We start from the raw sequence: 13198 nt of genomic DNA on the forward strand, positions 1-13198 counted from the left end.
GCGGCAGGGCGACGGATCCTTGGCGCGGCGCATACCGTAACCTTGAGGAGTGATAATTTCAGCTCTGAGTGACTTCGCCGCGCCCGCACTGGTGGGCCACGGCTCGGCCCCGATGGGCTTTCTGCCGCCGTGGCTGGACCCCATCCACATCCTCGACAACCCCGCACTCGGCTTTTGGGTGGTGGTCATAGCCTGTTCCATCATTTTCGCCGAAACCGGCCTGCTGGTGGGATTCTTCCTCCCCGGCGACTCCCTCCTGTTCACCGCCGGATTGTTGACCAGCACCGGAAAATTGCCCGTCAACATTGGCGTGCTGCTCATCCTGCTGATAGTTTGCGCGTTCATTGGCAACCAGGTGGGCTATGTGATCGGCGCCAAGGCCGGTCCGGCCATCTTCAACAAGCCCGATTCGCGGCTGTTCAAGAGGGAGCACGTGGAGCACGCACACGCCTTCTTTGAAAAGCACGGCGGCAAGGCCCTGGTGCTGGCACGCTTTGTGCCCATTGTGCGAACTTTTGTCCCCGTCATTGTTGGCGTGGCGCGGATGAACATGCGCCACTTCGTCATCTTCAACGCCATCGGAGCCGTCTTGTGGGCTGGCGGCGTCACCCTTCTGGGCTTCATCCTCGGCGACCGCTTCCCCTGGGTGCAGAAGAACCTGGACATCATCTTCATCGTGATCGTCCTGCTCTCGGTGATCCCGATCATTGTCGAATTCACCAAGGCGTTCCTGGCCAACCGCAGGGCCCGGAAGGCCTAAGCCCATCGCGCACGACGGCGGTCCCCGGCACACAGGCCGGGGGCCGCCGCGGTGCGTGGCCTGTGGGAATCAGTGGGTGCTGGCCACGGCGATCGGCTCGCCGGAGACATCCTCAAACCGCCGGTTCCGCCCGGCCAGGAAGTAGTAGAGCACGGCTGCGATGCCGGCGCCGAAGAACCAGGAGAAGTCCGCGATGTTGTGGAAGAACGGCACCAGGCCGAACACAATGGAGATGACGGCGGCGGGAACGAAGGCGACGATGGCCCGGGGATTGACGCCCTGCTGGTAGAAGTACGGGCTGGAATCCTGCAGCGTGTAGAGGGCCGGAACATTGACCTGGGCCTTGCGGATAAGCCAATAGTCCACCATGATGATGCCGAACAGCGGCCCCAGCAGGGCACCGAGCCCGCCCAGGAAATACAGGATGACCACGGGGTTGTTGTACAGGTTCCAGGGCAGGATCACCAGTCCGATGACGGCGGAAATCAGGCTGGCCCGGGCAAAGTTGAGGTGCTTGGGGAAGAAGTTGTTCAGGGCATACACCGGTGCCACAAAGTTGGCCATCATGTTCACCGCGATGGTCAGCACCAGCAGGGCGAGGCTGGCCAACAGCACCAGAACCGTGTTGGGGATGGCCTCGACCACGTCCGACGGGCTGGTGATGATGTGGCCGTTGATCTTGAACTGGGCCCCGGCCATGACCACGGCGATGATGCCGAAGAGCATGGTGTTGACAGGTATCCCCCAGAGGTTGCCCCGGACGATGGACCCGCGTGACTTGGACGCGCGGGTGAAGTCACAGAAGTTGAGCACGAAGGTGCCGTAGATGGTCACCCAAAGGGCCGCGCCGCCGAAGATGCTGCGCCACATGGCTCCCCCGGCAAGGGGCTTGTTCGTGGAGAAGGAAATGGACATCCCGGCCTGGAAGAACATCCACACCGCCAGGGCAATCAGCGTGAACAGGACCACGGGCCCGGCAAAGACTTCGTACTTGCGGATCATGTCCATGCCGTAGCGGACAATCACCACCTGGATGATCCACAGGACGATGAAGGAGATCCAGCCAAGCGTCGACAGGCCCAGGAACGAGTTGTGGTCCAGCCGCCCCAGGCCCGGGTCAACGGCAATCACCATGACGCGCAGCACCAGCGTGGCCAGGTAGGTCTGGATGCCAAACCAGACGACGGCGACGGCTCCGCGGATGGCCGCCGGAAGCTGGGCGCCGCGGATGCCGAAGGCGATCCGGCTCATGACGGGGAACGGCACCCCTGTCTTGTGCCCCATGAAGCCCGAATATGTCAGCAGGAAGAACAGCAGCGTGGCGCCAATGGCCAGTGCGAGCAGGACCTGCCACGCCCCGAGGCCAAGGGCAAAGAGGCCCAGGATGAAGCCGTAGTTCCCCAGGCTGTGCACGTCGTTGGCCCAGAGGGCAAAGATGCTGTAGGACGTCCAGTGCCGCCCTTCCCTCTTGGTCGGCGCCAGGTCCTGGTTGTAGAGGGTGGCACTGATCCGGGGCAGTCCGGGAACTTCGCCGCTGGGCGGATAGTGGAGGATGTGGTCCACGTGGTGGTGGCCGTGGCCGTCGTCCTTTTGCTGCAGGGGGGCGGCAGGTTCGTTTTTCATGGATGGTGGACCAATCACTCGCGGGAGGCCTCGACATTGAGGCTACACAAAAGTGTAAGACGCATCACTAACTTTTCGCAATAAGATATTCCATTTTCATATCGCGAAATAAGTTGTTCCGCGGACGCTGCCGCCACACCGTCAGGCGGAGAGTGCCTTGACGATGTGCGGCAGGAGCGCCCGGAAGGCATGGCCGCGGTGGCTGATGGCGTTCTTTTCCGCTGGCGTCAGTTCGGCGCAGGAGACATCCATGCCCAGCGGCTGCACAATGGGGTCGTAGCCGAAACCGCCGGCGCCGCGCGGCTCCGCCAACAGGGTACCCTCCAGGAAGCCCTCCTCCACTGCGTCGTGGCTCCCGTCCGGGCTGGCCAGCGCGGCGGCGCAGACAAACCGTGCACCGCGGTGGGCGGGACCGATGTCGGACAGCTGGGCCAGCAGCAGTTCCAGGTTCGCCGCGTCGTTGCCGTGTTTCCCGGCCCAGCGGGCGGAGAAGATGCCGGGAGCGCCTCCCAGGACGTCGACGGCCAGGCCGGAGTCGTCCGCAATGGCCAGGACCCCGGTGAATCGTGCCACCTCGTGCGCCTTCAGCCGCGCATTCTCGGCGAAGGTGACCCCTGTTTCGGCGACGTCGGGCGCCTGGAGTGCACCGGCGTCGACCACGTCCGTGTCCACGTCCAGGCCCGGCACCTGGCCGCGGAGCAGTTCCCGCAGCTCCCGCAGTTTGCCCTGGTTGTGTGTGGCCAGGACCAGTTTCGGCGCGGGCATTATGCCCCGAGCGTTTCGCGCTGGATCTGCGCCAGCTGCGACGTGCCGATCAGGGCCAGGTCCAGCAGCTTGTTGAGTTCCTCGCGGTCAAACGGGGCGCCTTCGGCCGTGCCCTGGACCTCCACAAACTTGCCGGAGCCGGTGACCACCACGTTCATGTCGGTTTCGGCGCGCACGTCCTCCACATAGGGCAGGTCCAGCATGGGGACGCCGTCGATGATGCCCACGGAGATGGCGGAGACCGTGTCAATGAGGGGCTCGGCATTCTTGGCGATGAGCTTGTGCTCCTTCGCATAGCGGACGGCGTCGGCCAGGGCCACATAGGCTCCGGTGATCGCGGCCGTGCGGGTGCCGCCGTCGGCCTGGAGGACATCGCAGTCCAGCACAATGGTGTTCTCGCCCAGCGCCTTGGTGTCGATGATGGAGCGAAGGGAGCGGCCGATCAGGCGGGAGATCTCGTGGGTGCGCCCGCCGATCTTGCCCTTGACGGATTCGCGCGAGTTGCGGGTGTTGGTGGCCCGGGGCAGCATGGCGTACTCGGCGGTGACCCAGCCCGTGCCCTCACCCTTGAGCCAGCGCGGAACACCGGCGGTCAGCGAGGCGGTGCACAGCACACGGGTGTTGCCGAACTCGATCAAGGCCGAGCCCTCGGCCTGCTTGGACCAGCCGCGGGTGATGGAGATGTCGCGCAGTTGGTCGGTGGCGCGGCCGTCGGCGCGCTGGATTGCAGTCTCGCTAGTAGTCATGGTCTAAGCGTAGACGCAAAACAGGTGCCGCCCCGGCGGTGGGAGGAGCCGCCGGGCGGGGCGTCAGCGGCCCTTGTTGGCCAGCTTGTATGCCTTCGTGTCTGCAAAGTACCGGGAACCGGGCTGGATGAAGCACAGGATGATCGCGGCAATGCCGGCCAGCACCTGCAGGATGGTGAAGATGCCCGCGGGCATGCTCATGTTGGCCAGCTGCGTGAGTGAAACCACCGCCAGGACCAGGCCGGTGATCCGCGCCCAGCCGGCTCCCTTGTTGATGAACAGGCCGATGATCACATAGAGGACCACGGCGACGACGGCGACAGCTATGGCCACACCAATGGCGGTGGCGATCCCGATCGACACCATGTCCGTGGCGTTCGTGCCTGCCGGCAGCTTCTGCTTGGCAATGGTGTCCGACATGGTCTGGCGGAACGTGCCTGAGGAAAAGTTGACTATCCCGAAGGCCACGGAGATGAGCTGCAGCACGGCGGCGGCCAGGATGAGCTGGAAGGCCCAGCCCACCTGCTTGGGTTTAACGGGCGCGGGAACCGCGGGCTGCTGCGACCACTGGGGGTTGTAGCTGGGCATTGGATAGTTGCTCATGATCCTCATCCTTCGAGGGAATTCGCTCGGCGGTGCCGCCACTGCATGCGCGGCACCGCCGAACACCCCCAATCCTCGTGCATCGACAGTTCCGACACTATCGGAGCGTGGGCCAATCCAACATGATCATTTTGGATGATTCTGCAATGCCTTTAGATGGTGTAGTGCACGCCTGCCACTGCGGCGGACACGTCCCCCGCATAGCTTTCACGGGCTTCCGCCACCACCGTGTTGGTGTCGGTCCACACGGGGATGTGGGTCAGGAGCAGCCGCCGGACGTTGGCGCGGCTCGCGGCCTCGCCGGCCCGCTTGCCCGTCAGGTGCACGTCCTTGATGTGGTCGTCCCGCCCTTCCTCGAAGGCAGCCTCGCACAGGAACAGGTGGGCGTCCCGTGCTGCATCTTCCAGCCCCTGGCAGGCGTCGGTGTCCCCCGAATAGGCAAGCGTGATGGAGCGGTCCACGCCGGTGCCGTCAAATTCGGTGACTTCCACCCGCAGGGCGTAGGCCTCCGGGATGGGGTGGTTGACGGAGATTGGTGTCACCTTGAAGGGGCCCACCGTCACGGGTTCGCGTTCCTGCCAAAGCTGGAAGTCAAATTCCTCGCGCATTCCGGGGTCCAGGTCAAGGCCGTAGGCGGTGGCGAGCCTGTCCGCCGTTGCGGCCGGTCCCCACACGGGGATTCGCCCGCGGTGCCAGCCGTGGGGGTTCCAGCGCACGGCCACGTGCAGGCCGCACAGGTCCATGCAATGGTCCGGGTGCAGGTGGCTGAGGAAGATCGCGTCGATGTCTTCCAGGTCCATGTACTTTTGCACGGATCCCAGCGCCCCGCTGCCCAGGTCGATAAGCACCCGCCAGGGGCGGGTGCCGTCGTGGGCCGTGAGCAGGTAGCAGGACGCAGGCGATGCAGGCCCGGGAAAGGACCCGCTGCACCCCACTATGGTCAACTTCATGTGCGTTCCCCCGTTGCATTGCCCGAAACAGCCAGTTTGCCGACACTTTCGCGCAAAACAAAATTGGAGATGTGCCGGGCTCCGCCGCCGGAGCGGGCAGCCTCGATCATCTCTGGGGTGATCCGTGCAATGGAACCGGTGGGATAGTGTGCCGAAACGTGGGTCACCTGCTCCACGCCGCGCACCTCCGGCCCCAGGAAGCGGCGCGCCAGCACGCCAAACTGCCCGGCGTCGCCGGTGGAAAGGAAGTTGTGGGAGGGGGGGTCGGTAGAAAGGCGCTCCAGGTCGTGGCTGACCAGGGCCTTGTACACGTCCTTGGCCGTTTCCTCGGCGCTGGAGACCAGGGTGACCGAATCGCCCATGACGTAGGAGATGACGCCGGTCAGCAGCGGATAGTGGGTGCAGCCCAGCACCAGCGTGTCCACGTGGGCGGCCTTCAGGGGCGCCAGGTACCGTTCGGCGGTGGAAAGCAGCTCGGGGCCGGCCGTGATGCCGGATTCCACGAAGCGCACAAAGTCCGGGCAGGCGGCCGAGGTGATGTGCAGGTTTGGTGCCGCAGCGAAAGTGTCCTCATAGGCCCGGGAGCCCACTGTCGCCTCCGTGCCGATCACCCCCACCCTGCCGGTCCGGGTGGCGGCCACAGCCCTTCGCACGGCCGGCAGGATGACTTCAATGACGGGAATGCCGTAGCGGGCCGTGTACCGTTCACGGGCGTCGCGGAGCACGGCGGCGGAGGCGGAATTGCAGGCGATGACCAGGAGCTTCACGCCGGCGTCGACCAGCTCGTCCATGACGCCGAGGGCGTTGGCCCGCACCTCGGCAATGGGCAGCGGGCCGTAGGGGCTGTTGGCGGTGTCGCCCACGTACAGGATGGATTCGTTGGGCAGCTGGTCGATGACCGCCCGGGCCACCGTCAGTCCGCCCACGCCTGAGTCAAAGATGCCGATGGCCCGTTCCGCCATGGCCTGCGGGGCGGCGGGGCTGGAGTCCGCGGGAGTTGTGCTCATGATCGTCCCAGAATAGAAGCCTGGGCGGACGGGCGGGTGCATTTGGCCCCGTCTGTTTTGTCACAGGCGCCCGGGCGGGGCGTGGGCGCCGCCATTACTTGCGGCTCTTCAGGCCCACCAGCATGGCCTGGACCAGGCTTTCCTGGAGCCAGGAGACGAAGTTGTAGACCAGGGAAAGGTAACTTTCGACGTCGTCGGCGTCGCCCCAGTCCTGGACCAGGTGGACCCTGTCCGCGTCCTGTTCGTCGCGGATCTCCAGCCTTTCGGCGAGCACCAGCCGCACGTCGTTGAGGGCCATGGACCACAGGCGGGCGCGGTCCGCGTCCAGCACCACCTTGTCATGGTCCAGGTCCAGCGAGGCCGCCCGGAGGGCGCCAATCTTGTTTTCTCGCAGCGAGCGCTCGGTGAGCTGGCGAAACTCAAGGGCGGCACCGGCGTCGTTCTTGACTGCGTCCGGCAGCAGCCGCAACAGGGCCGGGTCCGTGGGGACGGTGGCGTCCATGTCGAGGCCGATCAACGCGGCAAGCGGGTCCTCGTGGGCCGGGGTGTCAGGTTCGAGCATGGTGATGATGTCCGCGAACAGCTTGCGCAGCAGGTCACGCTCCGCCCCTTCGAGAATGCCGGTGATGCCCCGGCGCCCGGCAATGAAGGCCTTAGCCACGTCCGCCGCCCTTCTGCACCGTGGCCCACAGGCCAAATCCATGCATGGCCACCACGTGGGCTTCCATTTTCTCCTTGGCACCGCTGGCCACGGCCGACTTTCCCTCCTGGTGCACCTGCATCATCAACTTCGACGCCTTGGCCTCCGAATATCCAAAGTAGCTTTGAAAAACGTAACTGACATAGCTCATCAAGTTCACGGGATCGTTCCACACAATCAGTTCCCAGGGGACGTCCGCGGAGATGAGCTCATGCGACGAAGGGGCCCGGTCCGTTTCCGGGGCTGTGCTGACACTCATGTGTCCATTCTAGTGTGGCCCCGATACAGTAAATCCCGTGACTACCGCATCCGGCTGGGGCCAGCCCCGCACCTCCCTGTTCACGGACCACTATGAGCTGACCATGCTCCAGGCCGCGCTTCATTCCGGCGCCGCGCACCGCCGCAGCGTCTTCGAGGCCTTCGCCCGGAGGCTGCCGGACGGCCGCCGTTACGGGGTTGTGGGGGGAACCGGCCGCCTGCTGGAGGGCCTGGAGCGGTTTCGTTTTGGCGCCCAGGAACTGGATTTTTTGGCCCGAAACGCGGTGGTGAATGACGAAACCCTGGCGTGGCTAGCCGATTTCAAGTTCTCAGGAAACGTGTACGGATATGCGGAGGGCGAACTGTATTTCCCCAATTCCCCCATCCTTTCCATCGAATCAACCTTTGCCGAGGCCTGCATCCTGGAGACCTACGTGCTCTCCGTGCTCAACCACGACTCCGCCATCGCCTCCGCCGCATCCCGCATGATCACTGCTGCCGGTTCACGCCCCTGCATCGAGATGGGGTCCCGGCGCACCCACGAGGAATCCGCCGTGGCCGCCTCGCGTGCCGCCGTCATCGCCGGCTTCCACAGCACCTCCAACCTTGAGTGCGGCCTGCGGTATGGCGTGCTGACCCAGGGCACCGCGGCACACTCGTTTACGCTGCTGCACAACACCGAGGAGGACGCCTTCCGCGCCCAGGTGGCCTCCATGGGATCCGGCACCACGCTGCTGGTTGACACGTACGACGTCGAAGCGGCCGTCCGGAAGGCCGTCGAGATCGCGGGTCCGTCCCTGGGCGGCGTCAGGCTGGATTCCGGCGACCTGCTGGCCCAGGCGCATGAGGTCCGGGCCCTGCTCGATTCCCTCGGCAACGTCAACACCCGCATCACCGTCACCTCCGACCTTGACGAGTTTGCCATTGCCGCCCTGGCGGCGGCCCCGGTTGATTCCTACGGCGTGGGGACGTCCCTGGTCACCGGGTCCGGGGCGCCAACGGCGTCGATGGTCTACAAGCTGGTCTCCCGCGAGGGCGACGACGGCGAATTTGTCTCCGTGGCAAAGTCCGCCAAGAACAAGGCAAGCGTTGGCGGGAAAAAGCAGGCCCTGCGCCGCCTGAACGCCCGCGGAATCGCCACTGCGGAGCTGGTGGGCATTGGCACCATGCCTGAAAGCGACGGAAACGACAGGCCGCTGATTCAGGAGTTCATGGCCGGCGGCGTCCTGGCTCCCGGTTGGACGGGGCGCGAAGGCGTGGAGCGCGCCACGGAACGCCATGCGGCGTCCATGGCCGAAATGCCAGGAGCCGCCCGCCGCCTCCAGCGCGGTGAGCCCGTCATCCCCACAGAATATTTTCAAGCCGCAGCTGCCCCGAACTAGCCCAGCCCCACCAACACAGCAATCCAGCCAATCACCGAAGGAGCACACCATGGCCAAGGCACTGATCATTGTGGACGTCCAGAACGACTTCTGCGAAGGAGGCTCGCTGGCCGTTGACGGCGGAGCCGAGCTGGCCTCGGAGATTTCCGAGCACATCAACGAAACGGCGGACTACGACTTCATTGTGGCGACGCAGGACTGGCACATTGATCCGGGAAGCCACTTCTCCGACACCCCCGACTTCATCAATAGCTGGCCCGTGCACTGTGTTGCCGGCTCCAAGGGCGCGGCCCTGCACCGAAACCTGGACACCGAGGACATCGACGCCTACTTCCGCAAGGGGCGGTACGACGCTGCGTACTCGGGCTTTGACGGGCTGTTGGCACCGGAGGATGAAGTCATGCCGGGTGAGAGGGAAGCCCACGAGGCCGCCAACCCGGACGACGGCGAGGCTCCCGTCAGCCTGGACGACTGGCTGCGCGAGAACGACGTCGAGGACGTGGTGGTGGTGGGAATCGCCACCGACTTCTGCGTCCGGGCCACCGCCCTGGACGCCGTCAATGCCGGCTACAACACAACAGTGTTGCGCGACTACGTGGCTGGCGTGGACGAAGACGCCAGCGAAGCGGCCCTGGACGAACTCGAGGACGCCGGCGTGGAGGTCAAGTAGCCGCGGACCGTCGGGCAGCGGGCGAGACCCGGTGGCCGGCAGCGAGCCCAGCGAGCGCGTCGAGACCCGGTGGTCGGGCAGCGAACCCCGCGAGCGCGCCGAGACCCTGGATTCCTTCGCGCCCCAAAGCTGGTAAGCACTACCTCTGGTGGCAATCCGGGCCCGTTATCCACAATTCTGAAATTGGCCCGGAAAATAGGTCGTCCGGCAACGACAATGTGAACATGCCACATGTATATATCTTGAAATGCAATGACTGCTCCTACTACGTCGGAAGCACGTGGAATTTGGAACGCAGGTTAGCCCAGCACAACGCCGGAGAAGGTGCGACGTACACGCGCAGGCGCAAACCCGTCGAACTGGTGTGGGCTCAAGAACACGACCGCGTGGACACGGCATTCGCACTGGAGCAGCAGATACAAGGCTGGAGCCGCGCCAAGCGCGAGGCCCTCATAGAGGGACGGCTGATGGACCTGCCGGGCTTGTCCGAGGCCAAGTCTCGGCAAATACGATCGTGACGGTATCAACCTAAACAGCCAGGGTCTCGACGCGCTCGCAGAACTCGCTGCTCGACCACCGGCGCGTGTGTCCCAGGGTCTCGACGCGCTCGCAGAACTCGCTGCTCGACCACCGGTATCGCTGCTCTGCTACCTGGCTGCTATTTGCGGCCGAGGAACCAGTCCTGGAGCTTCTTGAGCCGCTGGTGGAGCTGGGGTTCGTTCGCCTGTGCCACGGCGGGTCCGCCGCAGATGCGCCGCAGCTCGCTGTGGACCATGCCGTGGGGCATGCCGGAGCGCGCGCTCCACGCCGAGACGTTCTTGGCCAGTTCGTGGCGCAGGTCCATCAGCATACGGTGGTCCACCACGGCAGCGGCCTCCGGCTCCGGTTCGGGTGCACTAGCCCCCTTGCCGCGCCGCCGGGTTTGCTGGGCAGCCTGGCGCTGGCGCAGCAGGACCCCCACTTGGTCGGCGTCGAGCAGGCCCGGGATGCCCAGGAAGTCGAGCTCGTCATCGCTGCCGATCTCGCCGCCGGTGCCGAATTCGCCGCCGTCGAACAATACCTTGTCAAAGGAGGCCTGGGACTCCAGCGCCTCAAACTTGAACTTTTCCAGCGTGTCAGACGCCTTTTCCTCGCGGTTGGCCTCCTCCATCTCGGCATCGTCAATAAAACCGTCTGGGTCCTTGTCCGGGCGGTCCAGGGCGTGGTCGCGCTCGAGTTCAAGCTGGTTGGCCAGTTCCATGAGGTTTGGCACCGACGGCAGGAAAACCGACGCCGTTTCGCCACGTTTCCGGGCGCGCACAAAGCGGCCGATCGCCTGGGCGAAAAACAGCGGCGTTGCCGTGGACGTCGCATAGACGCCAACTGCCAGCCGCGGCACGTCAACGCCTTCGGAAACCATCCGCACCGCCACCATCCAGCGCTTCTCCCCCGCGGAAAATGTGTCGATCTTGTCCGAGGCCTTGGCATCGTCGGACAGAATCACAGTGGGCGACTCCCCCGTGATCTTCTTCAGCTGGCCGGCATAGGCGCGGGCGTCGTCATGGTCGGTGGCGATGACCAGCCCGCCGGCGTCAGGCACGGCACGGCGCACCTCGGTGAGGCGCTTGTCGGCAGCGGCCAGCACGGCGGGGATCCACTCGCCCGCAGGGTTCAGCGCGGTGCGCCAGGCCTGGGAGGTGATGTCCTTGGTGACCGGGGCGCCCAGGGTGGCCGCCATTTCCTCACCGGCACTGGTGCGCCAGCGCATCTGGCCGGAGTAGGCCATGAACATGACGGGGCGCACCACGTGGTCCTTGAGCGCCTCCCCGTAGCCGTAGGTGTAGTCGGCCTTGGAGCGGCGGATGCCGTCGCCATCCTCCACGTAGTCCACAAAGGGAATCGGGGCAGTGTCGGAACGGAAGGGCGTTCCGGTCAGGGCCAGGCGCCGGGCTGCCGGGTCGAATGCTTCACGGATGCCGTCGCCCCAGGACAACGCATCGCCGCCGTGGTGGATCTCGTCCATGATGACCAGCGTGCGGGCGGCTTCGGTCTTGGCCCGGTGCAAGAGCGGCTTGCTGGCCACCTGGGCGTACGTGACGGCCACGCCGATGAAGCCCTTGCCGTGGCGGCCGTCGGCATTCTTGAAGTTCGGGTCGATGGAAATGCCAACCCGTGCCGCTGCGTCCGCCCATTGTCGCTTGAGGTGGTCCGTGGGGGTGACGATGGTGATCCGGTTGATGGTGCCCCGGGCTATCAGCTGGGTCGCCACATGCAGGGCAAACGTGGTCTTGCCGGCACCGGGCGTGGCCACGGCCAGAAAATCGCGGGGGCCGGCCGAAAAGTACTTTTCCATGGCCTCGGTCTGCCACGCCCGCAGCTTTTGGGCCGTGCCCCATGCCGCCCGCTCAGGGTAGGCCGGAGGCAGGGACGGTCCGCCAAACAATGTTTCCGTCACGAAATCGCTGCCATCCTTGTCACTTCTTTCCCGTGCGCCCCTTGTTTTCAGGCACGCCAATTGCCGGCACTGATGCCGTGCGCCATTGCCGTTTGTTACTTCTTGGGGTTCTTCGGGCCCTTGCCCTTGCCGCCGGTGGGGTTCATGCCTTCGTAAATGGCCTTGCACTCGGGGCACACGGGGAACTTTTGCGGGTCACGCCCGGGCGTCCACACCTTTCCGCACAGGGCCACCACGGGCTCGCCGGTCAGGGCGGATTCCATGATCTTTTCCTTGCGGACGTAGTGCGAGAACCGCTCGCTGTCCCCCGGTTCCACCTCCTGGCGCAGTTCCTGGCGCTCGATGACGGCCGTGGAACCGCCGCTGCTGCCGGGGTTGAAACGGGGATCGTTTTCGAAGGGGTCTGGTGGCAAGCTCATGGTGTCCATTCTAGCCGGTTTCGTTTTTCGACTCGCCGTGAAGGCTCGACGGCGGCGGGCGGGTTTCGTGCCCGGCCCGCCCGCCACCGTCCCCGGCTTAGAGTCCCTGCCACTCCGGCTTGTTGTCGTAGGCGTGGCGGTACGTGGCGGCGCCGGCCAGCTGGGCTGCGGCAGCCTCGTCAACCAGGATGGTGGCGTGGGGGTGGAACTGCAGCACCGAAGCCGGGCAGCTCGCCGTGACGGGGCCTTCGACAAAGTCACGCACTGCCGCGGCCTTGCCTGCCCCAAATGCCACCAGCACCACGTGCCTGGCAGCCATGATGGTGCCCAGGCCCTGGGTCACCACGTGGTGGGGCACCTGGTCAATGGTGTCGAAGAACCGTGCATTGTCCTGGCGCGTCTGGTCCGCCAGCGTCTTGATGCGTGTCCGCGAGGCCAGCGAGGAGCCGGGCTCATTGAAGCCGATGTGGCCGTTGGTGCCCACCCCAAGGATCTGCAGGTCCACACCCCCAGCAGCCTTGATGGCCTCCTCATAACCCAGGCAGGCAGCCTGGATGTCGGCGGCCGAGCCGTCGGGCCCGTGGACATTGTCGGGGGCCACATCCACGCGGTTGGTGAATTCACGGCGAATGACTTCCCGGTATGACTCGGGGTGTCCCACGGGGAGTCCCACGTATTCGTCCAGGGCAAAGCCGTGTGCTTGGGTGAAACTCAGGCCATCCTGGTCGTGGCGGCGGGCCAGCTCGTCATAGATGGGCAAGGGGGAAGAGCCTGTTGCCAGGCCCAGGACGGCGGCCGGCTTGGTGCGAACCAGTTCCTCAATGGCGTCTGCGGCGAGAGCGCCGATTTCCTTGCTGCTGGGGAGGATGATGACCTCCATG

At 65.2% G+C, this 13198-nt stretch carries 15 protein-coding genes; 4 read left to right on the top strand and 11 right to left on the bottom strand.

The genetic code is table 11. The features are described 5' to 3' along the window. Positions 1 to 64: 64 nt before the first annotated feature. Positions 65 to 760, top strand: coding sequence for a VTT domain-containing protein (locus tag G6N77_RS04420; RefSeq protein WP_370875257.1), 696 nt, complete (start codon positions 65 to 67; stop codon positions 758 to 760). A gap of 69 nt (positions 761 to 829) precedes the next feature. On the opposite strand, the gene G6N77_RS04425 is transcribed toward G6N77_RS04420, so the two are convergent. The 8 genes from G6N77_RS04425 to clpS form a co-directional block, all read right to left on the bottom strand. Beyond that, positions 830 to 2383, bottom strand: coding sequence for an NCS1 family nucleobase:cation symporter-1 (locus tag G6N77_RS04425; RefSeq protein WP_165180814.1), 1554 nt, complete (start codon positions 2381 to 2383; stop codon positions 830 to 832). A 141-nt stretch (positions 2384 to 2524) separates the two neighbouring features. Continuing rightward, positions 2525 to 3148: an RdgB/HAM1 family non-canonical purine NTP pyrophosphatase gene (gene rdgB, locus G6N77_RS04430; RefSeq protein ID WP_165180815.1), complete on the bottom strand. Its 624-nt coding sequence runs from the start codon at positions 3146 to 3148 to the stop codon at positions 2525 to 2527. After that, complete coding sequence (gene rph, locus G6N77_RS04435) at positions 3148 to 3894, bottom strand: ribonuclease PH (RefSeq protein WP_165180816.1); 747 nt, start codon at positions 3892 to 3894, stop codon at positions 3148 to 3150. Before rph ends, rdgB begins: the two co-directional genes overlap by 1 nt. A gap of 63 nt (positions 3895 to 3957) precedes the next feature. After that, a complete protein-coding gene (locus tag G6N77_RS04440) occupies positions 3958 to 4497 on the bottom strand; it encodes a hypothetical protein (RefSeq protein ID WP_165180817.1) in 540 nt (179 codons plus the stop codon). A 152-nt stretch (positions 4498 to 4649) separates the two neighbouring features. Beyond that, complete coding sequence (locus tag G6N77_RS04445; RefSeq protein WP_165180818.1) at positions 4650 to 5447, bottom strand: MBL fold metallo-hydrolase; 798 nt, start codon at positions 5445 to 5447, stop codon at positions 4650 to 4652. Continuing rightward, positions 5444 to 6454, bottom strand: a complete 1011-nt coding sequence (gene murI, locus G6N77_RS04450) for a glutamate racemase (protein ID WP_165180819.1) — start codon at positions 6452 to 6454, stop codon at positions 5444 to 5446. Before murI ends, G6N77_RS04445 begins: the two co-directional genes overlap by 4 nt. Before the next feature lie 94 nt (positions 6455 to 6548). Beyond that, positions 6549 to 7115, bottom strand: a complete 567-nt coding sequence (locus tag G6N77_RS04455) for a DUF2017 domain-containing protein (RefSeq protein WP_165180820.1) — start codon at positions 7113 to 7115, stop codon at positions 6549 to 6551. Then, positions 7108 to 7413, bottom strand: coding sequence for an ATP-dependent Clp protease adapter ClpS (clpS, locus tag G6N77_RS04460; RefSeq protein ID WP_165180821.1), 306 nt, complete (start codon positions 7411 to 7413; stop codon positions 7108 to 7110). Before clpS ends, G6N77_RS04455 begins: the two co-directional genes overlap by 8 nt. A 37-nt stretch (positions 7414 to 7450) precedes the next feature. Between clpS and G6N77_RS04465 the strand changes: the two genes are divergently transcribed. From G6N77_RS04465 to G6N77_RS04475, 3 genes are all read left to right on the top strand, one after another. Then, a complete protein-coding gene (locus G6N77_RS04465) occupies positions 7451 to 8794 on the top strand; it encodes a nicotinate phosphoribosyltransferase (RefSeq protein WP_165180822.1) in 1344 nt (447 codons plus the stop codon). Between the two features lie 49 nt (positions 8795 to 8843). Further along, positions 8844 to 9464, top strand: a complete 621-nt coding sequence (locus tag G6N77_RS04470) for an isochorismatase family protein (protein WP_165180823.1) — start codon at positions 8844 to 8846, stop codon at positions 9462 to 9464. A gap of 224 nt (positions 9465 to 9688) precedes the next feature. After that, on the top strand, positions 9689 to 9982 hold the full coding sequence (locus G6N77_RS04475) for a GIY-YIG nuclease family protein (protein ID WP_165180824.1): 294 nt from the start codon (positions 9689 to 9691) through the stop codon (positions 9980 to 9982). A gap of 140 nt (positions 9983 to 10122) precedes the next feature. On the opposite strand, the gene G6N77_RS04480 is transcribed toward G6N77_RS04475, so the two are convergent. From G6N77_RS04480 to nagB, 3 genes are all read right to left on the bottom strand, one after another. Further along, positions 10123 to 11898 carry a DEAD/DEAH box helicase gene (locus G6N77_RS04480; RefSeq protein WP_165180825.1) on the bottom strand — a complete coding sequence of 592 codons (1776 nt, stop codon included), beginning with the start codon at positions 11896 to 11898 and terminating at the stop codon, positions 10123 to 10125. A gap of 95 nt (positions 11899 to 11993) precedes the next feature. Continuing rightward, on the bottom strand, positions 11994 to 12326 hold the full coding sequence (locus G6N77_RS04485) for a DUF3039 domain-containing protein (RefSeq protein ID WP_165180826.1): 333 nt from the start codon (positions 12324 to 12326) through the stop codon (positions 11994 to 11996). Between the two features lie 88 nt (positions 12327 to 12414). Next, positions 12415 to 13197: a glucosamine-6-phosphate deaminase gene (gene nagB, locus G6N77_RS04490; protein ID WP_165180827.1), complete on the bottom strand. Its 783-nt coding sequence runs from the start codon at positions 13195 to 13197 to the stop codon at positions 12415 to 12417. Between the last annotated feature and the right edge of the window lies 1 nt (position 13198).

This window comes from Arthrobacter silviterrae (assembly GCF_011045165.1).
Classification (GTDB): domain Bacteria; phylum Actinomycetota; class Actinomycetes; order Actinomycetales; family Micrococcaceae; genus Specibacter; species Specibacter silviterrae.

Excerpts from the sequence above, each read along its gene's own strand:
- G6N77_RS04440 (WP_165180817.1), bottom strand. The coding sequence starts at position 4,497 with ATGAGCAACTATCCAATGCCCAGCTACAACCCCCAGTGGTCGCAGCAG.
- rdgB (WP_165180815.1), bottom strand. The coding sequence starts at position 3,148 with ATGCCCGCGCCGAAACTGGTCCTGGCCACACACAACCAGGGCAAACTG.
- G6N77_RS04470 (WP_165180823.1), top strand. The coding sequence starts at position 8,844 with ATGGCCAAGGCACTGATCATTGTGGACGTCCAGAACGACTTCTGCGAA.
- rph (WP_165180816.1), bottom strand. The coding sequence starts at position 3,894 with ATGACTACTAGCGAGACTGCAATCCAGCGCGCCGACGGCCGCGCCACC.
- clpS (WP_165180821.1), bottom strand. The coding sequence starts at position 7,413 with ATGAGTGTCAGCACAGCCCCGGAAACGGACCGGGCCCCTTCGTCGCAT.
- G6N77_RS04425 (WP_165180814.1), bottom strand. The coding sequence starts at position 2,383 with ATGAAAAACGAACCTGCCGCCCCCCTGCAGCAAAAGGACGACGGCCAC.
- murI (WP_165180819.1), bottom strand. The coding sequence starts at position 6,454 with ATGAGCACAACTCCCGCGGACTCCAGCCCCGCCGCCCCGCAGGCCATG.
- nagB (WP_165180827.1), bottom strand. The coding sequence starts at position 13,197 with ATGGAGGTCATCATCCTCCCCAGCAGCAAGGAAATCGGCGCTCTCGCC.
- G6N77_RS04475 (WP_165180824.1), top strand. The coding sequence starts at position 9,689 with ATGCCACATGTATATATCTTGAAATGCAATGACTGCTCCTACTACGTC.
- G6N77_RS04445 (WP_165180818.1), bottom strand. The coding sequence starts at position 5,447 with ATGAAGTTGACCATAGTGGGGTGCAGCGGGTCCTTTCCCGGGCCTGCA.
- G6N77_RS04485 (WP_165180826.1), bottom strand. The coding sequence starts at position 12,326 with ATGGACACCATGAGCTTGCCACCAGACCCCTTCGAAAACGATCCCCGT.